The organism is Mesorhizobium sp. M0145, from assembly GCF_040322355.1.
Classification (GTDB): Bacteria; Pseudomonadota; Alphaproteobacteria; order Rhizobiales; family Rhizobiaceae; genus Mesorhizobium.
The window spans coordinates 186,794-210,491 of record NZ_JAMYTK010000004.1; the positions used below are offsets into that span (position 1 = coordinate 186,794).

A 23,698-nucleotide genomic window follows, 5' to 3' on the forward strand; every position below is an offset into this window, starting at 1 on the left:
GTAGCACTTGCTCTTGATAGCTGGACTGGGCTGACGGACTCACGTAGCCACCCTAATCCCGCCACGCCCCAACCGCACCTCATGGAAATCCATGCATTGCACGGGGCGGCGGCGCCCCTTCACCGAGAGCCGAAAAAACCAAGCGCTTACTGAGCGCCGCCAGTTATTGCGCAGCTTTCGCTTCAACCGGGAGGGTGAAGATGAATGTCGCCCCACGCGGCACGCTATTCTCCGCCCAAAGGCGTCCGCCGTGAGACTCGATGATCGAACGGGAGATCGCGAGCCCCATGCCCATTCCGTTCCCTTTCGTTGTAAAGAACGGCTCGAATATCTTGTCGGGACGTTCGATACCCGGGCCTCGGTCGCGGACCTCGGTCTGGATCGTGTCCTCTATCCGGCGCACGCGCATTCCGAGAACCTTGTCGCCCGCCGTGTTGTCCATCGCCTCCATGCCGTTGCGAATGAGGTTGACCAGGACCTGCTGAATCTGGACGCGATCGAACGCAACCAGCGGAAGGTTGCTTTCGACGTCGATGTCCATGCGAACGCGACGCCGCATGGCTTCCTCGGCCATAAGGTCACGTGCTTCGGCAACGACGCTGGGGATCGGTGTGCTGGTTCTCATTTCAAGCGAAGGTCTGAACAAGGCACGGATGCGGCTGACGACATCCGCCGCCGAGTTGGCATCGCGGATGATACGCTCGGCCGTGATCTTCGCGCGCTCGACGTTCGGGGGCTCGGCGGACAGCCAACGGTGGCATGCGTTGGAGTTGGCTACGATGGCGGCCAGCGGCTGGTTCACCTCATGAGCGATGGATGCGGAGAGTTCGGCAAGGCTCGCCGCCTGGCTCGCACGCGCAAGTCTCTCTTGTGCCAGCCGAAGCTCCTCTTGTGTCCGCACCTCATTTTCGATGTCGAGGCAGATAACGTTCCACTGCACTATGGCGCCTTCAGCGTTGCGCATCGGCGCGGCGCGCGTCTCGACCCAGCGATATTCACCATCGAAGCGCCGCAGACGGTGCCGTCGCGCATACGGCTCGCCTGTGGACAGGCAATGGGCATATCTCTCTTTGACACCTGTCAGGTCGTCGGGATGAACACCGGCGTCGAGTGTGCCAGCCAGCCGGGACTTTCCCGCTTCGTCCAATTCCTCAAGATTGTATCCGAGGAATTCGCGGAGCTGCTGGCTGCGATATATCGGTTCGCCATCCGGCGCGGCGCAATCGATCATTGCCGGCAGCGTTTCAACGAGCTGCCAGAGAGCGCGTTCTCTCTCGCGCAGCGCCTCTTCGACGCGCAGCTGATCGTCGATGTCGTGCGTAAGGCCGTACCATTGGACGATGCGTCCACCCTGGTCCCGCAGCGGCTCCGCGCGGCCCTCCATCCAACGATAAACGCCATCGGCACGGCGCAGGCGATACTTCATGAAGAAGCGCTCGCCGGTGGCAAAGCAGCTGTCGAGTGCTTCCTTCAGGCTGGCTGCATCGTCGGGATGGACGACGGTGGCAATGAAGGCCGCCAGCAGGCTCGTGTCCGGCTTTTCCGCGTCCGCTATGTCCAGGCCGAGAAAATCTATCAGGCGCTTGTTGAAGAAGGTCGGCTCACCGTTGGGAGACAGCCGCCAGAGGTAGCTCGGAACCATGTTGACGAGCTGCGAGAGCTCTCGTTCCCGGTCGTGCAACGCGGCTTGCGTGGTCACCAGGTCATGGATGTCGACGCTCACGCCGTACCATTGGAGAATGCTGCCATCTTCGTCGCGCAGCGGCTCGGCGCGAGTCTCGGTCCAGCGATAGCCGCTGTCGGCCCGCCTCTGGCGATATCTCTGAACGTAAGGCACGCCCGTTGCGAATGAATGGCGGATCGCCTGCCGTGCGGTGTCGATATCGTCTGGGTGGATCACGCTCAGCGACGGCGACCCGTCCGGGGCGGTGATGTCGTGGAGCGTGGCCCCGGTTACATCGGTGAACCGTTTGTTGACGTAGGAAGGCGTCCCTTCCCGTGTCGTACTCCAGATCAAAGCGGGCACGGTGTCGATCAGCTGCTGAAGGCGCCGCTCACTTTTGCGCAACGCGGCCTGCGCGCGCACCTCATCGTCGATGTCGAGAGAAACCCCGTACCACTGCACGACCGTTCCGTCGTCATCGCGCCGCGGCTCGACCCTGCACTCTGCCCAGCGATAGGTGCCGTCTTTTTCGCGCCAGCGAAACCGCATCGCGGAGCCGCCGCCAGTTTCGAAACAGGTCAACAACGTGCGCTGCACCTCGGGCGCATCTTCGGGATGAATCACCTCGTGCAGCAACGTTTCGATGCCCGGCTCGCCGAGCACATCAAAGTTCGCGATAACGGAGCGGAAATGGTCCTGGTATCGCTTGTTGAAGTAGACCGGCCCGCCGGTCGGCATCACACTCCAGATGCGGACCGGCACCGCGTCGATCATGTGCTGAAGTTGCTGCTCGCTCTGCCGCAACGCCGCTTCGGCGTGCATCTGATCGTCTATGTCGTGACAGAGGCCGTACCACTGGACGATGCGGCCGGCGTCATCGCGCATCGGCTCCGCCCGGCTCGACATCCAGCGATAGACGCCATCGGCACGGCGCAGGCGATAGCGCATCGCGAAGCTCGCACCGGTAGCGAAGCAACCACGGAGTGCATCGCCGAATGCTGCCGCGTCGTCCGGATGAACGGCGGCCTGTATCATCACCGCCAGCCGGCTCATGCCCGGTCGGTCCAGATCCGCTACGTCGAGGCCGAGAAAGTCGACCATGCGCCCATTGAAGAAGATCGGCTCGCCGTCGGGATCGAGCCGCCAGATGTGACTCGGGACCATGTCCACGAGTTGCGAGAGTTCCCGCTCCCGGTCGCGCAATGCTGACTCGGCCCGCTTCTGGTCCTCAATGTCTATTGTCGTGCCGTACCATTGAATGATGCGCCCCTGGCTATCGCGAAAAGGTCGTCCTGAGCTTCGAAACCAGCGATAGACGCCATCGGCGCGCCGCAGGCGATGCTCGGTATCATAGGGATCGCCGGTTTCGAGGCAATGCCGCCATCTGGCGGCTACAGGATCATAATCGTCGGGATGGACGGCTCGACGCCAGCCGAACTCATCGTCGTCTTCGGAAGTGTTGAGACCCTCATGCGTGTTGCCGAGGAACGCCAGGGTGTTTGGGCTGACATAGGTGAATCTTCCGGCGGCATCGGCTGCCCACGCGTGGCCGGGCATGCTCTCGATGATTTGCAGCGCAAGCGTTGCTTCGGGGTCGATTTCGCCAAGTGAGTTGGACGCTGCTGTCATTGGCTTCTCCTGTCGGACAAAAAAGCCTGGGGACGGTCAGCGCTTGATATAGCACTTGTTTTCAATATCTGGACAGGCGAACTCACCGCCTAAATCTAGTTCCGCCATGCCTCGGCTGCATCTCATGGAAATCCATGCATTGCGCGGAGATATCGCCGCTACGGGGGCCCTTACGATGGCCTCGCGCGAGGAGCGACGCGGATCGATGCATCAACACATATCACTGGGAATACGAGCCGGACAGGTAAGACGCTACCGCTCGTCGAAGCAGACAGCAGCCACATCGCGCCTGCGAAGAGCAGAATGCCAAATGGCGCAAGCGTGATCAGGCGCATCCCGGTCCTTTGGATGACGAAGCCGGACAACAGAACCTGATCGGTAGTTCGTACTGAACCTCAGCACAGGTCGTATTATCAGTCAGCCGGATTCAGGCGCGCGAACGTGCCGGCGCGGATCTCCGTAGTGCCGAAGACCGCCCACGAGAAAATCCACTTTGAAGTGTTTCCGGATCATCCTGTGGCAGCAATGATCGCAGAGAGCGCCCTCTTGAAGAGTTCGGTTGTCTTAACGTTCACCTATTTTGACAAGCGCAACACGCATTCGCTGTGCGCAGTTGCGAGGGTTCATGAAAAGCAACCCACTATCTTGCCGCCGGCTAACGCGGTGCGACACGCAGCCCGGCGGCATCGAAGAGATGCATGCGCTCCGGCGGCAGAGCGAGGTTGATCGGCGGCCCTTGCGATTCAACGCCCTGCTGCTTGAGAACGGCGATAAGTTTGCTGTCGCCGGCAATGGTGGCGTGGACAACTGTTTCCGGTCCCAACGCCTCGGCCAGCGTTACCCGCGCTTCCACCGATCCCTTGCCGCCATTCGAAAGTTGGATGTCGTGTGGCCGGATGCCAAGCGTCGCGTCGTCTCCCGGTTTCAGCGCGACCCCGTCGGCGGCGATCGAGGCCGACAGCCCGCCTGGACCTTCGACACGCACCTCGGCGCCGCTTGCCGAACGCACCTTCACCGGCAGCAGGTTCATCCGCGGCGCGCCGATGAAGCCGGCGACGAACAGGTTGGCCGGCGCGTTGTAGAGATCGAGCGGCCGGCCGACCTGTTCGATCCGCCCCGAGCGCATGACCACGATGCGGTCCGCCAGCGTCATCGCCTCGATCTGGTCATGGGTGACGTAGACCATCGTGGTTGCCAGCCGCCGGTGCAGGCCCGCCAGTTCAGCGCGCATGGTGATGCGCAGTTCGGCATCGAGGTTGGACAGCGGTTCATCGAGCAGAAAGGCGGTCGGATTGCGCACCACCGCACGGCCGATCGCCACGCGCTGCTTCTGGCCGCCCGACAATTGACCGGGCCGGCGGTCTAGATAGGGAGCAATTTCCAGCATGCGCGTCGCTTCCGTGATCCGCGCGTCGATCTCGGCCTTCGGCATACGAATGTTTTCAAGCCCGAAGGCGAGGTTCTGGCGCACGCTCATGTGCGGGTAGAGCGCGTAAGACTGGAACACCATCGCCAGACCGCGTTGCGCGGCCGAAACGTTAGTGACGTCGACCCCGTCGATCTCGACCTTGCCGTCGGTCGGCCGATCGAGCCCGGCAATCAACCGCAGCAGCGTGGACTTGCCGCAACCCGACGGGCCGACGAGGACCAGCATCTCGCCGTCACCGACGTCGAGGTTGATGCCGTGCAAGATCTTCATCTTGCCGTAAGCGCGATCGATGTTGGTCAGCGTTATCCGTCCCATGACATCCTCACTTCAGCCCGGTGCCGGCAATGCCGGAAGTGATGTAACGCTGCAGGAAGACGAAGACGAGGACGACGGGGATCATCGTCACCACGGTCATCGCCAGGATGTAGTGCCACTGCACGTTTAGCTGGCCGGCATAGGTGTTGAGGCCGACCTGGAGTGTGTAGAGTTCCTTGCGCGACAGCACCACCAGCGGCCACAGAAAGTCGTTCCAGCGCCAGACGACCGAGAAGATCGCCAGCACGGCGAGCGCCGGTGCTGCAAGCGGCAATACGATGCGCCAGTAGATCTGCCATTCGGAAGCGTTGTCCATGCGCGCCGCATCGAGCAGCTCGTCGGGGATGGTCAGCATATATTGGCGCAGCAGGAAGACGCCGGTTGGCGTCGCCACGGTCGGCAAAATCACGCCCCACAGCGAATCGAGCAGTCCGACGGCGCCCACCACCGAATAGAGCGGCACCAGGATGACCGACAGCGGCACCATCAGCGTACCGACGATCACAAGCATCGTCAGATCGCGACCGCGGAACTTGTATTTCGACAAGGCGAAGGCGGCCATCGAATTGGTGAGCAGCGTGATCAGCGTTGCCATTGCCGTCACAAAAACCGAATTGCGCAGATAGCGCAGGAAGTCGAAATGGACGAAGGGCTCGGTGTAATTCTCCGTCGCGAAGCCGATTTCGCGCACCGGCTGCCGGTCGGCGATGTTGACCTTCACGATATCGTTCGGCGCCTGCGGATCCACCATTTGCGCCACGATGCCGATGCGCCGCACCTCGGCCAGCACCTTGGTCGAACCATCCGGCAACTTCACCCTGTAGAGGGTCAGCGGCTTGTCATAGCCTTCGACCCTCGCGTGTTGGCTGACATAAGGCATTATGGTCGGCGGGAACTCGGCGAGCTGTGCCGGCGTCTTGAATGACGAACCCACCAGCCAGACGGCCGGGCCGAACATGATGACAACGCCGCCGAGCAGCCACAGCCAGCTCACGATATCCGTCCAGTGCCAGCCGCGACCGCCGCGCCGGCGGGTCAGGAATGTCATCACGCCGCTCATTCGCGGGCTCCTTTCCGCTCACCCCGGCGTCCGACCTGCAGCTGAACCAAGGTGAGCACGACCAGCACCAACCCCATCAGGATCGAAGCCGCCGAAGCCAGCCCCGGGTTGCGCAGCAGGGAGGCGAAGCCGATCTCATAGATGTACTGCGTGATATAGAGGGTCGAGGTTCCCGGCCCTCCACCCGTCAGCACATAGACTTCGTCGAAGATCTGCACAGCGCGGATCAGCGCCAGTACGATAACGACAAGCAGATTCGGCATCAGCAGCGGCAGCGTGATGCGCCAGAACACCCGCGCCGGCTTCGTGCCGTCCATCTCGGCCGCTTCGTAAAGGTCGCGCGGGATCGCCTGCAATCCGGCAAGCAAGATCAGCGTATAGAAGCCCATATGTGCCCAAACCGAAACGCTGACCGCGGCGGTGAAAGCCCAGAAACGGTCTGTCAGCCAGTTGTGCGGCTCGCCGCCCAGATCATGGACGATCAGGTTGAGCAGGCCCTGGCGCTGCAGGATCCAACGCCAGATCAGGCCGGTGACGACGGGCGACAACAGCACCGGAAAGAAGAACACCGCGCGCCAGAAGCTGCGCCCGACGATCTCGCGGTTGAGGATCAACGCTGTCGCCATCGACACGACCGTCATCAGCGCCACCTGCACGACGACGAACAGGCCGGTATTGTGCACGGCCTTCCAGAAGAGATCCTCGTGGCAAGTGGCAGTGTCCAGGTAGTTGCCGCAATCGAGCAGGCGCTGATATTGCTCGAGCCCCACATAGGTTCGGTCCTGCAGGAAGTAGGCCGTTCCCGACGTGGCCGAATAGAAAAAGTTGATGATCATCGGCACCAGGACGAAAATGCCGAAGATCGCCATGTTTGGGGCGAGGAAGAACGCGGCCATGCCGCCGGTGCCCGTCGCTCGCTGCCAGAACTTCAGCGGCACGTTGACGATCGACGCCAGCCACACGACCGGCGCCGCGAGGGCGGCGCCAATCCCTGCCTTCAGTGTCGCGGCGGCGGTCACTTCGCCTCGGCAACCTTGTCGGCGATATCCTGGTCGATCCTGCCCCAGGCATCGTCGAGGCTGAGCTCGCCGGCCATCACCTGGCTGACGCGCGTCACCAGCGCGGCGAAGTAAGCGTTGGCCCACTTCCACGGCGGCAGCGCATCGGCCGCCGGCAGGGTTTCACCCGCCGCCTTGACGAACTTGTCGAGCGCCGGACCGACGTTCTTGTCGGCCGAGACCCATTTCAGCCCGCCCTTGTCTACGACGCCCTTGTGCGCGGGCAGAAACAGCGTGCGCTCGCTGAACTCTTTTACCACGTCTTCACGGGCCAGATAATCCATGACCTTGGCGACGTCCTTGGGATTCTTCGTGTATTTGATGGCGACCAGCGCCGCGCCGCCCTTCACGCCCGAACAGCCTGCGGTAGCGCAAGGCGAGCCGGTCGCCACCCAGTCGAAACTATCGCCGATCTTGGTCGATAGATTGGCGACCTGCCAGCTACCCGAATAATAAAACGGGATCTGGGCGTTGATGAAGTCGTCGGCGGCCGCGCGATAGGTCGAGCCTGCCGCCGAAACCCAGGTATCCTTCAGCATCAGGCCCTTGGCGGTCCAGTCGACGAGCTTGCCGACGAAAGCCTTGGTGCCGTCGTCCACTTTCGCCGGCATGCCATCGGGGCCGATATAGTTCGCTCCGAAGGAGACATTCGGACCCGAAATGCGGTGACCGGAACGGTCGATGGCGAAGGCAGCCGGAAGCTGCTGGCTCTTCGCCACCTCGGCGGCGGCTTTGACCCAGTCGTCCCAGGTCGCCTTGTCACCGGGCAGCGGCACGCCGGCCTGTTCGAACAGCGTCTTGTTGGCGAAGCCGCCGGTGAGCGTGAGCTGGGTCATGAAACCCGGGATGGCGTTGGAGCCGTCGGGGCGCATCCAGTCCAGCGTGTCAGCGAAATTGTCCTCCCAATATTTCGGATCGGCCACCAGTGGCCTGAGATCGAGCCAGTGCTGGGCAAGCTCCTTGATGTTTGTGACGCGGGCGATGTCCGGACCCTGGCCGGCTTCGAGCTGGATGGGCAACTGCTCCTGGATCACCTTGTAGGCGACGTTGTCGAGCGTGACGTGGATGTCGGGATTGTCCTTCATGAAGCGGTTCAGAATGTCCTGGATGACATCGCCCTCGACACCGTCCGAATACCACATGATGCGCACGTCGCCGGCAAACGCGCTGGTCGATGCGAGCAGGCTGACCGATAGCGCGGCCAGCAAAGTGCGGGTCTTATTCATGCTTCGTCTCCTCCTTTAGCGGGGCGGCGCCCCGATGGTTCAAGCCTGCTACGCCCTCCTCCTCTTGAGCGTCGCAGCCGATCTCCTCCCTACTCTCTGTGCTTCATGCGCATCGCCTCACCGCGCACGGTCCAGTTGGCCGGATCGAGTGTACGTCCCTCAGCCACGATCCTTGCGTCGGCGAGGAAATGCACCGTGCCGTATTCCGGATCCTCGACGATCAACTCGCCGCCGGGACCCGACCGCACCGACAGGTCCCCAAAAACGGCAGTCCAGGCGTCGAGGGCCGGCCGATTGGCATTCTGGTCACCGAGGCGAATGATCCATGTCGTCCTGCGTCCCGCCGCCCGCAACTCGTTGCCGGCCGTCGGGCCGGCCACTACCTGCGTGAGCGGAACATCCGTCTTCAGCATGACGAAGGCGTCGCCCGATTGCGCGAACGCCCGATCGCCACCCACTTGCACGGCATCGAAGGCACGTGCGGGAAACCAGGCGTGCGTGAAGTCGGGTTGTTCATCCGAGCAGAAGAAGCTGACGACGGCGAGGTCGCGGTATTGGTGAAGCCGGGGCAAAGTGCCTGAGCCACCCCAATATGATGGTCTGCCATATCCCGACTGCAGCACTTCGCCGGGGTGGTTGATCCAGATCTGCGCATCCGGATTCTTGCCCAGCCGGGCGTGAATGACGGTCTCCTGATAACCCCATTGGTTCCAGCGGTAGCCAGCGGCGCTGCCCATCGCATGGTCGCGCGTCTTGTAGTGGTAGAGCCGCGCGAAGCGGTCTTGTCCCTGCGCAAAAGTCCATTCCCACGCCGTATCGTCGGTGAGGGAAGCAATTGCTGCCAACCCGTCCGGAACGCTCAAATCGTGATCCCGCAGGCACAATGCCAGCTGCGGCAGCGCGTGAAAGCGCATGCCGTAGTTGCCCTTGCCCCAAAGCATGCGGCAGATGCCGGATAATTCCAGGGAACGCGCGGCGCGCAGCGTGTGCTCATAGGAGCGGCCCTGCGCCCCGGTGAGGATGCCGCGATGCGCCGAGCGGGCGACGATTTCAAGCAGGCGTATGATTGCCTTGCCGGCACGTTCGGCGATGTCCTTGTCCGGGGCCAGCGCGTAAAGCGCGCACAGGCCCTTGAGGTCGATCGGGAAATAAGGCGCCGAGTTGAACTCGGCCATCTCCCATGCCTCGAAATGGTCGAGCCAGGCGCGTACACGCGCGGCTCCAACCGCGGACTGTTCGCGGCCAAGGCGGCCCGACCGCACGAACCGCACATCAGGCAACAGGCCCCCGGCAATATAGGCGGCGGTGTGGAAGAGCAGCGCGTGGTTCTCGGAGAAGTACCACTGCACATCATTGCCGGGCTCGTCCATCCAGTAGCGATAGCCGAGGATGGCGTTGTCGACGCGCGCGCGCAGGCTCGCTTCCAGCCGATCGCCATAGGCCTTGCGGCACCACAGCAGCGGCACCAGGATGAAGTCGGCGCAATCGTGACAATCCTCGATCGCCGGCAGCGTGCCAGAGATCATGGCGTCGGTCTCGGCGCCCTGCCGCCCGATCGCCAGGCGCGCCAGCGCGCGCACGGTGTCGGCCTCGGCGTGACCGGCGACCTCGCGCAGGGCTTCATCTATACGCGCGGTAAGCGTTTCCGGCGCATCGCCCTGACGGCGCGCGTGGCATATCTCGACGCCGAAGACACGCGATACGGAATGGTCTGCGACCGTCAGCGCCACCTTGAAATGGCGAAAGTCGGCCGGCAGCTGCTCGGTATCGGCGATCGGCAGCCGCGTCTGGCCCGCCGGCAGATCGAAGGCGAAGCGCACCGGCGTCTCGATCGACATGAAATCGCCTTCGATCTCGATCTCGACTTGCGCGTCGCGCGGCAGGGCCACGCCGGTGACGAGCGCCACCTCGCCGCCGTCATAGGCGGGACGGTCGAAATGCATGTCGTCAAGGGCTGCTTCCATCGCATCGGCAACGCCGCTCTCGACTTCGATCGGCAGTGCCACTGAAGCAGCCGGACCGGATAGATAATCGAGCTGGAAATAGTAGCGGGCGTCGCGCTCTGCGAGATCGTCGAACCATATCCGGACGTCGTTGCGGCCAGCCTTCAGCGCGATCTTGAAATGCTCTGCACTTTCCAGGTTGCGGCCGTAGGGCGCCATCCAGCCGGCTTCCTCGCCATTGGCAAAGAGTGTGGCGCCGCCGCATGTGCGCAGCCGCACCAGCGCCTCGCCAGTCGAGGCCGCCTCGATGGTGGTCTCGGCCCAGGTTCCAAGCACCGTCGGCCGGAACCAGAAGCCCGATAGGTCGATGCGCGGCGAGGCGAAGGGCAGCCAGATGCGCTCGGCGCCGAATTCGGCGCTGACCTGTGGTCGCTTGCCGCGTCGTTCCGCTGCGAACTGCGTGCGGCACGGATATTCATGGGGAATGAAATTCTTGTGCTTGGTCAGGAAGAAGAAGGGATCCATCTCGCCTTGCATGGGCTGGTCGGCCACGTCGTAGCGTTGCTCGGCGATAGACCCGAGCCGCCAATAGACGATTGGCTGCCCCGCCATGAGCGGCCGGCGCAGCGTAAAGTCCGTCCGAACGCTTTGCGCGGCCTCGCTCATCGCAAATCCTTCACGGCAACTGGATCGACATCGGTGTAGGCCTGGTTCTCGCCGGTCATGCCCCAGACGAAGGCATAGGGGCCGGTGCCGGCACCCATATGGATAGACCAGGCAGGCGACAGGACGACGTCGCCGTCAGCGACCATCAGGTGGCGCGTCTTGTCTGGCCGGCCCATCAGATGGATTACACGGTCGGCCTCGGCGAGGTCGAAATAGCAATAAGCTTCCATGCGCCGCTCATGCAGATGCGGCGGCATGGTGTTCCACACACTGCCCGGCGCGAGGTCGGTGATCCCCATCAGCAAGAGGCAGGACGGGGCCACTTCGGGATGGATGTACATGCGCAGCGTGCGCCTGTTCGCGCGGGCCTCCTCGCCGAGCACAAGCGGCTTGGCTTCGCTGCTGACGATGAGACGGTGCGCAACATTGGCGCCGGCCGGCACCGAGTTCATGTAGAAGCGTGCCGGCCTCTCCGGATCGTCGCTCTCCAGCGTCACCTCACGCGCTCCGCGTCCGACATAGACGATGTCGCGGTTAGCCACGTGAAAGCGCCGGCCGTCCACCGCGACCGCGCCATTGCCGCCGAGATTGGCGATGCCCATCTCGCGCGCGTCAAAGAAGAGCGGGGTGCCGACTTCGGCCCCGTTGCCGAATGCCAGCGGGTTGGCCAGCGGCACCGCGCCACCGACGATCATGCGGTCGACATGGGTGTAGACGAATTCGATCGCGCCAGGCCGGAACAAGCCGTCGACGAGGAACTCGGCCCTCAGCCGGTCCGTGTCCATGCCGGCAATATCGCCCGGCGACGCGCCATAGAGCGCCCGCATCATGCCGCCTCCACCTTCGACTGCAGATGCCGCGCCCCTTCGGTCAGGCACAGAATGGCCAGCGCCTGCCCGTAGCCCGTCGGATGGATGGGTATATCGCGATAGAACTGCAGGTCGGCGCCCATGCGTGTGCCATAGGACACGTTCGCCACCACACCTTTGTCATCGATGTTGGCCACCACGGCTTCCAAGGCGCGGAGGCCGGCGGCACGGCACTCTGTCGAGCCGATTCCGAGCCGCGCGGCCTTCATCAACCCGTAGCCGAAGCCGGCCGTGGCGGAAATCTCCTCGTAAGATGTCGGGTCGTCGAGCAGAGTGTGCCATGCGCCCGAACCTGCCTGCACCTCGAGCAGGGCGTTGATCTGCGTGTCCAGCACGCCGAGCAGATAGGCCCGGACCGAAGGTGCAATTTCGGCGAACTCCACCAGTTCCAGGATGCCGACGGTAATCCAGGCATTGCCTCTCGCCCAACGCGCGCGGGCGAAATTGTGCCGTCCCGCGAACGTCCAGCCGTGAAACCACAGCCCTGATGCCGGGTCAGCGAGATAACGGGCGTGGACCAGGAATTGCCTTTCTGCTTCCTCGACGAAGCGACGCTGGCCGGCAGCCTGGCCGTAGGATGCGAGGAACAGCGCCACCATGAACAGCGTGTCGTCCCACAATTCGTCGTCATTGACCCGGTCCGAAACATCATGCTGGAAACCGCCTTCGGGCGTCCGCGGCAAGGCGGTGGCCACGCGCTCGGCCCATTCGCGCAGCACCGGCTCGAAGCGCGGCTGGCGCCGGCGCCGCCACAATTCGCTTAGCGCCAAAAGGGGCGCGGTGGTGTTGACGTTCATCGCAGGGAGACCGGCAGCGATGCGTCGGTCGTACCAGGCCTCGATCGTCTGCAGCAGCCGATCGTCGCCGGTCTGCGCCCACAGCCGAACCAGCCCGTAGAGCCCGACGCCTTGCGGCCATTCCCAGCTGTCGAAGCTGACATAATCGCCCGGCGTGCCGTCGAGATTCGGCTCATGGAACCGCCCGTCATGACGCAAGCCGGTCATGCCCGCCACGAGGCTGGCAAGCGCGGAATTCAGGCGTTCGGCCGATAGCGGCATCACTCCTCCCGTTTCTCCCGCTTCATCAGAACTGTTTCACAGCCATTTTTCTTGCGCAATCTGAAAATTTTTTGCATTAATCGGATGACTTTGCCGGAGGTGACCGAGTGGATGAATATCCAGGGCAAGCGCGGCCGCCCCAGCCGCCGCATTCGACTTGAGGAGATCGCGGCGCGTTGCGGCGTGTCGGTCAGCACCGCCTCCCGTGCGCTGAGCGGTGTCGGCGGCGTGAGGGACGAGCTTCGCACCAGGATCATCGAAACGGCGAAGTCGATGAACTATGCCATTCCCGCCTCGGTTGCCGGCCGCAAGGTCATCCTGGCCGCAAGCAGCGTGGCAATGGTGGACAGTGCCCGCAATCAGTTCACCTACCATGTCCTTGATGGACTCAACGAGCGCGCCCGGTTGCTGGGCGTCGAACTCGTGACCCGGCCGGTTTCGGCGCCCGAGGACGAAATCGCGCTGCTGCGTGAATCCGAGCGCGACGACAGCGTCGCCGGCTGCCTGTTTCTGACGCTGGACGATGACGATGTGCTGACGCTGACAGCCGGATTCGCCAAGCCGATCGTGCTCGTCAACGGCGACGATCCCTCGATGCGCCATTCGAGCGTGACGCCCTGCAATCGCTCTGCCGCCATGCTTGCGGCGCAGCATCTGATCGGCCTCGGCCACCGCCGCATCCTGTTCCTGATGCGGCGTGGCCGGCGCACGATCGAGCGGCGCTACGAAGGTTGGCGCGACGCGCTGATCACAGCCGGAATTGCCGGCTTCGACGACTTCGTGGTTGAGGTGCAGGACTGGCTGCCGGAACTTGCGAGCAGGGCCGTGACCGAGCGCATCGCGGCCCGTGGCCTCGATTTCACCGCCGTGCTGACGGCCGGCGACAGCTTGGCGTTTGGTGCCATCGCCGGCGTCCAGGAGGCCGGATATTCGGTGCCTGGCGATGTGTCCGTGGTCGGTATGGACGACTTGCCGCTCGCTGCCTTCTGCAACCCGCCGCTGACGGCGATGCACATTCCCATGCGCGAGATCGGATCGGCGGCGCTTAGCCTGCTGCTCGACGATATGGCCCATTCGGGGTCGCCGCCGCGTCGCGTCGAACTTGCCTGCAATCTCGTGGTGCGCCAGTCGACGGCACCAGCCCGAAGCGGCGCCGGCGGTCATCAACTGGCCTCTTGAGCGCGCGACTTGCCGCCAGCAAAGAGCAGCGGCAAACCCTCTTGCGTCTGCAGTTCAAGGACACGTCCAAGCAGGATCATATGGTCGCCAGCCGGGAAGCGGTCGGCGACGCTGCATTCGAACCGCGCCAGTGCGCGCGGCAGCAATGGCACGCCGTGCTCGCTCCACGACAGGTCAAGATCGGCAAAGTCCGTCCCCGACTTCGAAAAACGCCAGCACAGATCGATTTGATCTTCCGCCAGCACGTGAATGGCGTAGTGCGCGGAATTGGCGAAGGCTTCGAACCGGCGCGAGTGGCGGCCGATAGACCAGAGCACCAGCGGCGGATCGAGCGACACGGATGAGAAGCTGTTGGCAGTGATTGCGACCGGGCCGTCGGCCGTGCCGGTGGTGACGACCGTGACGCCGGTGGCGAAGCGCCCGAAGGCATTGCGCAAAAGGCGTGGATCGCACACGACATGCTCCATCAGCGGCGCTCCCCCGTTCCCAGTGGTGTCGCCGGGATCCGTTCCGGCACCCGGCCATAGGCGTGCGGGAGCGAGCATGTCTTGAGCTGAGGCAACACCTTGGTGCCGAAATGACGCGCCTCGTCGAGATGCGGGTAGCCGGAAAAGATGAAGGCGCGGATCCCCATCTTCATATACGTCTCGATTTCCGACAGAACCTGATCGGCCGAGCCCACGAGCGCCGCGCCGCAACCAGAGCGCGCCCGCCCGACGCCCGTCCACAGATGCGGCTCGACATAGCCTTCGGCATCGGCGATCTGGCGGTTCCTGGCTTGGTGCGATACGCCGAGCGATCGGGCGTCGAGCGCGCGCTCGCGGATCGCCCTGCCCTGCTCGTCGTCCAGCTTCGAAACCAGCTCCCGGGCATATTCCTTTGCCTCGGCCTCGGTATCGCGCACGATCATGTGGACGCGCAGGCCGTAGTCGAGCGTCCGCCCATGGCGCTCGGCGCGTTCGTGGACGGCCTTCATGCGGCCGGCAAGTTCCTCCCTGGTTTCCGGCCACATCAGGTAGACATCGCACTGTTCGGCGCAAAGCTCGAGCGCGTCGGGCGAATAACCGCCGAAATAGAGCAGCGGGCCGCCATTTTGCTGATAGGGCTTCGCTGGCGCCGTCGAGAGTCCTTTGTAGCGATAGACCTCGCCCTCGAAATCGATGCTGTCCCTGGTCCAGGCCTGGCGCAGGATCTGCACAACCTCGCGCGAACGCTGATAACGGTAGGCGCTGTCGGCCGTCTCGCCCGGAAAGTCAGACGAAATGATGTTCACCGTCAGCCGGCCTTCCAGCATGTGATCCAGCGTCGCAATCGTGCGCGCCAGCATGATCGGCTGCATCTCGCCGCAGCGCACAGCGGCGAGCAGATTGATCTTCGAGGTGATCGGCGCGCAGCCGGCTACGAAGCTCAGCGTGTCTTGGCCGACCTGATAGGACGACGGACACAAGATGTTGCGGAAACCTAGTTCCTCGGACGTCTTCACGATCTCGGAGCAATGCGCCCAGCTCGAGCGCAACGCGCCGTCCGGCACACCGAGATAGCGATAGTCGTCCGAGCAGAGTGCGGCGAACCACGAGACTTCGGCTGCATCGAGATCCGGCGAGGTGATTGGGACGATGCTCATTGCCACTCTTCAAAAAAGAAGCCCGGGCCATTCTTCAAAGAGGTCCGGAGCTGCGAATAGGGCTTGCGTAGCATTCGTTTTGTTGTAGATCAATACTGTATCAATTTGAGCGAACCCGAAACCGGGATGTGATTGGAACGCGGGATGCATTTGACAAGGGCTGACCCCGGCCACCGATCCAGCCAGATGCGTGGGCCCTTGCCTGTGCACTTGCAGACCAGCGAAATGCTGATCCGCGAAATCGTGGCCGGACGGCTGGCCGACGGGGCGCGGCTGCCGCCCGAGCGCGAGATGGCCGCGAGCCTCGGGATTGCCGTCGGCACGCTCAGGAGGGCGCTGGCAGATTTGACCGAAAAGGGCCTTCTCGACCGCATCCAGGGCTCGGGTAACTATGTGCGGGCGCGCGGCGACTTGCTCGGGGTCTATGCCTTTTTTCGCCTGGAGCGCATCGGCGGTGGCGGCCTGCCGAGCGCCGACGTGCTGTCCGTCGAGCGGCTGCCCAAGCCCGCCGACCTGCCGCAATTCGGCAGCTCCGGCGAAGCCCACCGTATACGCCGGCTGCGGCGGCTCGACGGCGAGCCGGCCGCGGTCGAGGAGATCTGGCTGGACGTCAGCCGCGCCGAGCGGCTCAAGCGCCAGGATTTGTCGGAATCCCTCTATCTCCACTACCGGCTCGCGCTCGGCTTTTCAATCGTTCGCGCCGAAGACCATGTTGCCGTCGCACCCGCCCCGGACTGGGCCCCGCTCGAATTCAGGCCACCGCCGGGGACGGTCGTGGGGTTCATAGAACGTATCGCCTGGGCTGGCGACGGCGCCAGCGCGGAATATTCCCGCAGCTGGTTCGATCCGGGCGCGGCGCGGTACGTCACGCGTTTCAGATAGGCCGGAGGAAGACGCAGCGTGACCAGATCATCGATCGGCTACGGCATCATCGGCTGCGGCATGATGGGCCGCGAGCATATCCGCAATATCGCTCTGTTGCCCGATGCGCATGTGGCCGCGATCGTCGAGCCGGACCCCGGCATGTTGGCGGCGTCGCTGGCGACGGCGTCGGGCGCGCGATCGGCGGCATCGATCGCCGAACTGCTGGCCATGGATGAGGTGGACTGCGTCTTGATTGCCAGCCCCAACCACCAGCACCTCGGTCAGATGGAGCAGATCGCCGCACTTCGACCACTGCCGGTACTGGTGGAAAAGCCGCTCTTCACCGAGGGCGCCGACGAGGGGCGGATCGCGGCGTTGAAAGCTCGGCTTCCGCTCGTCTGGGTGGCCATGGAATATCGCTATATGCCCCCCGTCGCCGTATTCGTCGAGCAGGCGCGCCACGCCACCGGCGGCATCCGCATGCTGACGATCCGCGAGCACCGCTTCCCGTTTCTGGCCAAGGTCGGCGACTGGAACCGCTTCAACCGCAACACCGGCGGCACGTTCGTCGAGAAGTGCTGCCACTTCTTCGACCTGATGCGGCTGATCCTCGGATCGGACCCCGTCCGCGTGATGGCGAGCGCTGGACAGGCCGTAAACCATCTCGACGAACGCTATGGCGGTGAGAGGCCAGATATCCTTGACCATGGCTATGTGCTGGTTGATTTCGCGAGCGGCGCGCGCGCCATGCTGGAACTGTGCATGTTTGCCGAGGGCAGCCGCTACCAGGAGGAACTCTGCGCTGTCGGCGGCGACGGAAAGATCGAATGTCTGGTGCCCGGACCAGGCCGTTTCTGGCCGACCCACCTTGGCCCTGCGCCAGTGCCCCAGTTGATCGTTAGTCCGCGCAATCCGCCTGGACCACGACTGCTGGAGATTCCCGTCGACCCCCGGCTGCTCGAGGCAGGCGACCATAACGGTTCGACCTATTTCGAGCACGCCCGCTTCACCGCTGCGGTGCGCGGACAAGGCAAGGTGGAAGTGACCTTGCAAGACGGCTGGTGGGCCGTCGTCATGGGTCTTGCCGCCCAGAGATCGGCCCGCGAAGGCCGCGCCATCGAACTCGCCGGTGAATTCGCGTTGCCGACCTAGGCCGACGACGCATTACCGGACCACCGAGTCAGATGCGCCGACCGGTTGCTGCGTCGAACAGATGCGCACATGCGCGGTCGATCTCGATCCGCACCCCTTCGCCTTGCTTGAGCGCAAGCCTTTCTCGGAAAAGGCAGGAAATTTCTTCACCGGAGCAGTCGACCCTGGCGAAGATTTCCGAGCCTGTCGCCTCGAGAAGCGTGATCGTGCCCGGCACGCCTTGCCCCGTCGCCCGGATATGTTCCGGGCGAATGCCGTAGACGAGTTCGCGTCCTGCGGCATCCGCCGGCTGGGCGCCTTCCGGCAACGGCAGGATCAACCCGCCGGCGCTGCGGAACACGCCCTCCTCGATGCGGCCGGCGATGAAGTTCATGGCGGGCGAGCCGATGAAACCGGCAACGAAGAGGTTGGCCGGATGGTCGTAGAGGTCCAGCGGCGCGCCGATCTGCTCGACCAGGCCATCATGCAGCACGACGATCTTGTCGGCCATCGTCATGGCCTCGATCTGGTCGTGCGTGACATAGATCGTCGTGGTACCCAGCCGCTGGTGCAGGGCCTTGATCTCGCCGCGCATCTGGACGCGCAATTTGGCATCGAGGTTGGAGAGCGGCTCGTCGAACAGGAAGACCTGTGGGTCGCGTACGATCGCGCGGCCCATCGCGACGCGCTGGCGCTGGCCGCCCGAAAGCTGGCGCGGATAGCGGTCAAGCAGCTTTTCCAGGCCGAGGATGCCGGCTGCCTTCCGGACCCGGCCAGCGGTGTCGGCCGGGTCGGCTCTCTTGATCTTGAGGGCAAAGCCCATATTGTCGGCCACAGTCATATGCGGATAGAGCGCATAATTCTGGAACACCATGGCGATGTTCCTGTCCCGTGCCCGCAGATTGTTGACCATACGCTCGCCGATGGCGATCTTCCCGCCGGAGATCGTCTCAAGGCCTGCGATCATGCGCAGCAGCGTCGATTTTCCGCATCCCGACGGGCCGACCAGGATGACGAATTCTCCGTCGGCGATATCGACGCTGACGTCGTGAATGATCTTGGTGGCCCCGAAGGCCTTCTGCACGTTGTTGATTGTTACCGATGCCATTGGATCTTTCCTGGAAAAGAGTGATGTCAGGACGCGCCCTCAGCCGCCCTTGACGGCGCCGGCGGTCAGCCCCGCGACGATCTGCCTTTGCGCGAACATGGTCAGGATCAGCACCGGCAACGTCACCACCAGCGCCGCCGCGGCGAGCGGCCCCCAGCTGACCTGCTCGTAGGACAGCATGTTGTAGACGGCGACCGGGAGTGTGCGCGTCTCACGGCTGGCGAGCACCACGCCGAAGACGAAATTGTTCCACGAGAAGATCACGGACAGGATGAAGGCGACGACGATGCCCGGCTTGGCGATGGGCAGGGCAACCAGCCGGAAAACCTGCCAGGAGCTGGCGCCGTCGATGTTGGCCGCCTCTTCCAGTTCCATCGGCGTGGTCTCGAAATAGCCGATCATCACCCACACCACGATCGGCACCGTCACCACCAGATGGATGATGATCTGCGGCCACAGCGTGCCGAGTATCCCGATCCATTGGAACAGCAGAAACAGCGGGATGAGATAGGATAGCCCAGGCGTCATGCGGGCGATCATGATGACGACCGCCGATCGTTCAGCCTTGAGCCGTGCGATGCCATAGCCGGCCGGTACGCCGATCAGCAGCGCCAGCAAGGTCGCCGTGCCGGTCACCAGAACCGAATTCCAGAGATAGAGCAGGAAATTGTTCTCCTCGAACACCTTTACATAGTTCGACCAGGCGAAGCGTTCGGGGATCAGGATCGGCGGATAGGCACCGTTGTCGATCTCGAATTTCAGCGACAGCGAGATCATCCAGAGGAAGAACAGGATCGCCGGCGAGACGAAAACCAGGGCAGCGAAGAACAGACCGATCTGGTTGAGCAGCCGTGAACTCATCTATTTGCCCTCCGTATCGATCCACTGCGAGCGTTGGCGCAGCATCAGCAGGACAAAAGACAGGGCCACGATGACGACGAAGAACACCACGGCCATGGCCGAACCGTAGCCGATATCGTAGTAGGAGAAGGCGGTGTTGTAGAGATAGATGTTGATGGTCTCCGACGCCGTGCCCGGCCCGCCCTGGGTCATAGCGTAGATGATGTCGAAGCTCTTCAGCGCATCGATGGTGCGGATGATGACCGCGATCATCAGGAACGGCGCGATCATCGGCAGAGTGAGATAGCGGAATTGCTGCCAGGCATTGGCGCCGTCGATCTCGGCGCTTTCGAAGGGCTCGCGCGGCACCGAGGCCAGCCCGCCGAGCACGATCAGCATGACCAGCGGCGTCCACTGCCAGGTCTCGACCGCAACCAGCGACGGGATGACCGTGTTGGCGTTGAATATCCATTCCTGAGCCGGGATGCCGACCAGCGACAGCAGGTAGTTGAGCACGCCAAGCTGAGGATGGAACATCATTGTCCAAACCAGTGCGACGGCAACGGGTGTCGCCATCATCGGCATGACGAAGACGCCGCGCAGCAAGCCGCGCAGCGGAAACCTGGCATCGAAGATCAGGGCGGCCAGAGTGCCCAGCAGCATCGGCGCTGCAACCGAGAGGAAGGTGTAGGTCAACGTATGAACAAGGGATTCCCAGAAACGTGGGTCGCTGGCCAGGCGGAGATAGTTTTCCATCCCGGCAAAGCTCCGCGACTGGCCGAGCGTCCAGCGATTGACGCTCATCCACAGGGTGAAAGCCCACGGGAAAACGATGACGGCGCCGACGACGACGAGTGCGGGGACAACGAAAGGCCAGTAGTTGGGAGCCAGCCGGATCGTCTGGCTCCCGTCGATAACCGGCATCGTCACCCCGGTCTGTTCTGGGGTGGTGGCCGACATCAGCCCTGCTCGCTCCTGTCGAGAACCGGCTGGAACTGTTCGGTGGCCTTCTTCAGCTCCGCGGCTGGATCGGCGCCGGCAATCATGTTGGTCAACGCCACGCCATAAATGTCGCGGAATTCCGTGACGGGGATGATGACCGGCAGTGCCAGCCGACTGATATTGCCCGAGCCGACCACGGCATCAAGCCAGCTTGCCGGCATGGTGACGCCTTCGCGCACCTTGGGATCCTCCAGCACGGATTTGCGGAACGGAACGCCGGCGCCGGCCTGCAACAGCCGTGCACCCATGGTGGGCGATACCGCCCACTGGCAGAACAGATAGGCAGCCTCCTTCTTCTCGCTGGCGGCGGTAACGCCAATCCCGTCGCCGAAGGTGCCCGAGGCATGCGCCTTGGGACCCTTGGGCATCACGCCGTAACCGACCTTGCCGACCACCCTCGATTTTTCCGGATTTTCCATCGGCGGGGCAAAACCCACGCCGTCGAGCCACATGCCGATCTTGCCCTGCAGGAAGGCCGACTGTGCTTCGGCCCAGTTGAACCCGGTAACGCCCGGAGGGGCGGACTTGGTCATCAATCTTTGATAGAGCGCGGCAGCCTCGATCGCCTCGGGAGCCTCGGTGCGCAGCTTGCCCTTGTCATCTAGCGGCGTCATGTCGTAGCCGAGCATCAGCGACGTCCACACCGGCGTGTTTGCGTTCTTGAGCCCGCGGGCGACGAAGCCGTATGTATTGGTCGAGGGGTCGGTCAGCGCTTCGGCGGCTGCCACCAGTTGTTCGAAGGTCTCTGGGTATTTGAGGCCCTTGGCCTCGAACAGCTCCTTGTTCCAATACAGGATCCAGTAGTCCACCGAGAACGGTAGCGAGCGCAGCACGCCCTGGCCGTCCTTGGCAAACAGCATGCCGGCTTCGGCGAAGTCGCTTTCGACCAGCGCCGGGTCGGTGAGCGACGGATCGGCGAGATAGCCGGCGATATCGGCCAGCCAGCCACCCTTCTCGAACTGGCGCTTCTGCACGTGGTAGCTCAGATGCACGACGTCGAAGCTCGGCTTGCCCGAGCTCAACTCGATCACCGTCTTCTGGCGCTGCTGCTGCTCGGGCGTTGCCTCGGCATTGACCTTGATGCCGGTCAGTTCCTCGAACTCGGCGAGATATTTCAGGATGGTGTCGCTGCGCGGGCTTTTCACCAGATTGACGTCAAGCGTCGTCCCGGCAAAGCGTTTCCAGTCAACGCCTGCGGCAAAGCCGGGGCGAAGCCCCACAAGGCCGGCAGCGGTTAGCGCCGCGGTTCCGGCAAGGAGTTGCCTCCTGGTTGGGTTGAACAGATTGGACGACATTTCTTCCTCCCGGTTGCTGTCGTTGTGGATGCGCCGCGAACCGCGGCGCGGCTATATTTCCTCAGATCTGGAGCGCCAGCCGGCGCGCATTGTCGATATGCAGACTGATCGCTTCAACCGCTTTTTGCGGATTGCGGCTCTCCATGGCTTCGATGACTGCCAAATGTTCGCGCATCACCGGCACCACACGACCGTCGATGCGGAAACGCTCCTGGTGGATCAGCCGGATTTTCACCGAGTTGACCAGATAGGCCTTGGCGATAATCTCGTTGCCGAGCGCATTGATGAAGGTGTCGTGCATCGCCCAGTCGATGTTCTGGGCCTTGGCTTCCATTTCCGGCGTCGGCGCCTGCCCGAGAGCTTGAGCCAGCATCTCTTCATGTTCGCGCCGCATGCGGGCAAGTTCGGCATCAGAAGCGCTGGTCGTGAATAGCGCCACTGCCTCGCGTTCCATGAACAACCGAAACTGAAACGCCTCGCGGATCAGATTGATATCGATATGCGCGATCTGCATGCCGCGCTGCGGGATGGTGGTCAGCAGTCCCTCGGCCTCGAGACGCGGGACGATCTCGCGAATGGCACCCAGCGGCAGCCCGGTGAAAGCGACCAGTTCGCGCTGTGACACGAACTGCCCCGGCCGCAGATCGCGGGCCAGCAAATGCCGCGTGAAGCTGGCATAGGCCTTCTCCCGGAGAGTGATCGGTTCGCTGCCGTCTTCCACTTCAGCTCGCTTCCTTGTCGGTCGGCCCGGCCTTGTCGGTCAGGCCGCCTCTGTCGCAAACAGCCTGTCGTAGGCAGCGGCAAGCTGCCGCTGTCCCTGTGGATCGATCGCCTCTAGGGGCGGGCGGACCGCCAGCCAGCGCTCGTCGCCGGTCTTGCGCGCGACCATGACCTTCACCGCCGGCGTGACCGGGTATTTGAGCAATTCGAGCACGAAGTCTTCGACGCGTGGGTCGTCGCCCCCGTTTTCGACCATTGCCCGGATTTCGCCGGTAACAAAATTAGCCATGCCGGAAATCGCGCCCTGTCCGCCGCGGCGGACGCTTCTCGCCAGATGCCGTTCGTCGCCGATGAGGATCACCAGATCGCCGTGCGCCTCAAGCAGCGCCTCACTGTAGCTCCAGTCCCCGCCGGAATCCTTCACCCCGGCCACCACAGCGGGAAAAGCGGCGCGCAGCCGGCCGATCAGCCCAAGCGGGAGCGGCACCATGGTGACTGAGGGGATGTTATAGAGCAGCACGTCGCGCGCCAGCGGACCGAGTGCGGCGAAGACGGCGGAAAACCATCCGAACAGCCCGTCCTCGCCGACATTCTTGAAGTAGCTCGGCGGAGCGAGCAGAATGTTGCGAACGCCGCGCTGCAAAGCGTGCCGGGCCTGATCGGCGGCATCTTCGGCTGCATCGACCAGCACTCCGGCGACGAGCTGATGTGGCGGAATACCGGCCGCCAGCATGGCCTCGGTGACGATCCGTCGCTCGTCGGTGCCGACTGAGGCTCCTTCGCCGGTGGTGCCGAACAGCGTCGCGCTGCTGCAGCCGGCGCCAAGGCAGGCTCGGGCATGCGCGATCATCGGCGCGAGCGCTATCTGCCCCGACGGGTCGAAGGGTGTGGTCAGGGCAACCGAAAGACCAAAGCGGGAAGCCAATGCGATCTCCGTTGAAATCAATGTGGACGTAGCGTTAGCACGCTAACATGTCAGATGTAAACGGGTGATCTTGCCAACTCGACATCGCCGAACG

At 63.3% G+C, this 23,698-nt stretch carries 19 protein-coding genes; 3 read left to right on the top strand and 16 right to left on the bottom strand.

Annotated elements, in window-relative coordinates; translation table 11 throughout:
* Window positions 1-163: 163 nt before the first annotated feature.
* The 8 genes from NKJ28_RS09940 to bglB all read right to left on the bottom strand — a co-directional run bounded on the left by NKJ28_RS09940 (window position 164) and on the right by bglB (window position 12,916).
* Window positions 164-3,292: a PAS domain-containing protein gene (locus NKJ28_RS09940; RefSeq protein WP_023674194.1), complete on the bottom strand. Its 3,129-nt coding sequence runs from the start codon at window positions 3,290-3,292 to the stop codon at window positions 164-166.
* Window positions 3,293-3,947: 655 nt separating this feature from the next.
* A complete protein-coding gene (locus tag NKJ28_RS09945) occupies window positions 3,948-5,036 on the bottom strand; it encodes an ABC transporter ATP-binding protein (RefSeq protein WP_023674193.1) in 1,089 nt (362 codons plus the stop codon).
* Between the two features lie 7 nt (window positions 5,037-5,043).
* The gene (locus NKJ28_RS09950; RefSeq protein WP_023674192.1) at window positions 5,044-6,096 is read right to left on the bottom strand and encodes a carbohydrate ABC transporter permease; all 1,053 of its coding nucleotides are present in this window, start codon (window positions 6,094-6,096) and stop codon (window positions 5,044-5,046) included.
* Window positions 6,093-7,115: a carbohydrate ABC transporter permease gene (locus NKJ28_RS09955; RefSeq protein WP_023674191.1), complete on the bottom strand. Its 1,023-nt coding sequence runs from the start codon at window positions 7,113-7,115 to the stop codon at window positions 6,093-6,095. The genes NKJ28_RS09950 and NKJ28_RS09955 overlap by 4 nt, the downstream gene beginning before the upstream one ends.
* Window positions 7,112-8,380 (bottom strand): ABC transporter substrate-binding protein, encoded by a 1,269-nt coding sequence (locus tag NKJ28_RS09960; protein WP_352635289.1) that lies wholly within the window; start codon window positions 8,378-8,380, stop codon window positions 7,112-7,114. The genes NKJ28_RS09955 and NKJ28_RS09960 overlap by 4 nt, the downstream gene beginning before the upstream one ends.
* Before the next feature lie 89 nt (window positions 8,381-8,469).
* A complete protein-coding gene (locus NKJ28_RS09965) occupies window positions 8,470-10,989 on the bottom strand; it encodes a hypothetical protein (RefSeq protein ID WP_023674189.1) in 2,520 nt (839 codons plus the stop codon).
* Entirely contained in the window at window positions 10,986-11,819 is an 834-nt protein-coding gene (gene kduI / locus NKJ28_RS09970; RefSeq protein ID WP_352635291.1) for a 5-dehydro-4-deoxy-D-glucuronate isomerase, read from the bottom strand. Before kduI ends, NKJ28_RS09965 begins: the two co-directional genes overlap by 4 nt.
* On the bottom strand, window positions 11,816-12,916 hold the full coding sequence (gene bglB, locus NKJ28_RS09975) for a beta-galactosidase BglB (RefSeq protein ID WP_352571374.1): 1,101 nt from the start codon (window positions 12,914-12,916) through the stop codon (window positions 11,816-11,818). The genes kduI and bglB overlap by 4 nt, the downstream gene beginning before the upstream one ends.
* A 111-nt stretch (window positions 12,917-13,027) precedes the next feature.
* Here bglB and NKJ28_RS09980 point away from each other — a divergent pair, with 111 nt between their 5' ends.
* A complete protein-coding gene (locus tag NKJ28_RS09980) occupies window positions 13,028-14,095 on the top strand; it encodes a LacI family DNA-binding transcriptional regulator (protein ID WP_352455781.1) in 1,068 nt (355 codons plus the stop codon).
* On the opposite strand, the gene NKJ28_RS09985 is transcribed toward NKJ28_RS09980, so the two are convergent.
* Both NKJ28_RS09985 and NKJ28_RS09990 read right to left on the bottom strand, forming a co-directional pair.
* Window positions 14,080-14,562, bottom strand: coding sequence for a flavin reductase family protein (locus NKJ28_RS09985; RefSeq protein WP_023674185.1), 483 nt, complete (start codon window positions 14,560-14,562; stop codon window positions 14,080-14,082). The genes NKJ28_RS09980 and NKJ28_RS09985 overlap by 16 nt on opposite strands.
* Window positions 14,562-15,719 carry an LLM class flavin-dependent oxidoreductase gene (locus NKJ28_RS09990; RefSeq protein WP_352571375.1) on the bottom strand — a complete coding sequence of 386 codons (1,158 nt, stop codon included), beginning with the start codon at window positions 15,717-15,719 and terminating at the stop codon, window positions 14,562-14,564. Before NKJ28_RS09990 ends, NKJ28_RS09985 begins: the two co-directional genes overlap by 1 nt.
* Window positions 15,720-15,944: 225 nt before the next feature.
* Here NKJ28_RS09990 and NKJ28_RS09995 point away from each other — a divergent pair, with 225 nt between their 5' ends.
* Both NKJ28_RS09995 and NKJ28_RS10000 read left to right on the top strand, forming a co-directional pair.
* Entirely contained in the window at window positions 15,945-16,601 is a 657-nt protein-coding gene (locus NKJ28_RS09995) for a GntR family transcriptional regulator (protein WP_352635294.1), read from the top strand.
* A 60-nt stretch (window positions 16,602-16,661) separates the two neighbouring features.
* Complete coding sequence (locus NKJ28_RS10000) at window positions 16,662-17,735, top strand: Gfo/Idh/MocA family protein (RefSeq protein ID WP_502902176.1); 1,074 nt, start codon at window positions 16,662-16,664, stop codon at window positions 17,733-17,735.
* A gap of 28 nt (window positions 17,736-17,763) precedes the next feature.
* Here NKJ28_RS10000 and NKJ28_RS10005 read toward each other — a convergent pair whose 3' ends face one another.
* The 6 genes from NKJ28_RS10005 to NKJ28_RS10030 all read right to left on the bottom strand — a co-directional run bounded on the left by NKJ28_RS10005 (window position 17,764) and on the right by NKJ28_RS10030 (window position 23,604).
* Window positions 17,764-18,822: an ABC transporter ATP-binding protein gene (locus tag NKJ28_RS10005; RefSeq protein ID WP_352571378.1), complete on the bottom strand. Its 1,059-nt coding sequence runs from the start codon at window positions 18,820-18,822 to the stop codon at window positions 17,764-17,766.
* 39 nt (window positions 18,823-18,861) lie between these two features.
* Window positions 18,862-19,683 carry a carbohydrate ABC transporter permease gene (locus NKJ28_RS10010; protein WP_023674179.1) on the bottom strand — a complete coding sequence of 274 codons (822 nt, stop codon included), beginning with the start codon at window positions 19,681-19,683 and terminating at the stop codon, window positions 18,862-18,864.
* Window positions 19,684-20,586, bottom strand: coding sequence for a carbohydrate ABC transporter permease (locus NKJ28_RS10015; protein ID WP_352476784.1), 903 nt, complete (start codon window positions 20,584-20,586; stop codon window positions 19,684-19,686).
* Window positions 20,587-20,621: 35 nt separating this feature from the next.
* Entirely contained in the window at window positions 20,622-21,959 is a 1,338-nt protein-coding gene (locus NKJ28_RS10020) for an extracellular solute-binding protein (RefSeq protein ID WP_023674177.1), read from the bottom strand.
* A gap of 61 nt (window positions 21,960-22,020) precedes the next feature.
* Window positions 22,021-22,680 (bottom strand): GntR family transcriptional regulator, encoded by a 660-nt coding sequence (locus NKJ28_RS10025; protein ID WP_023674176.1) that lies wholly within the window; start codon window positions 22,678-22,680, stop codon window positions 22,021-22,023.
* A gap of 39 nt (window positions 22,681-22,719) precedes the next feature.
* Entirely contained in the window at window positions 22,720-23,604 is an 885-nt protein-coding gene (locus NKJ28_RS10030) for a dihydrodipicolinate synthase family protein (RefSeq protein WP_031211068.1), read from the bottom strand.
* Window positions 23,605-23,698: the final 94 nt, after the last annotated feature.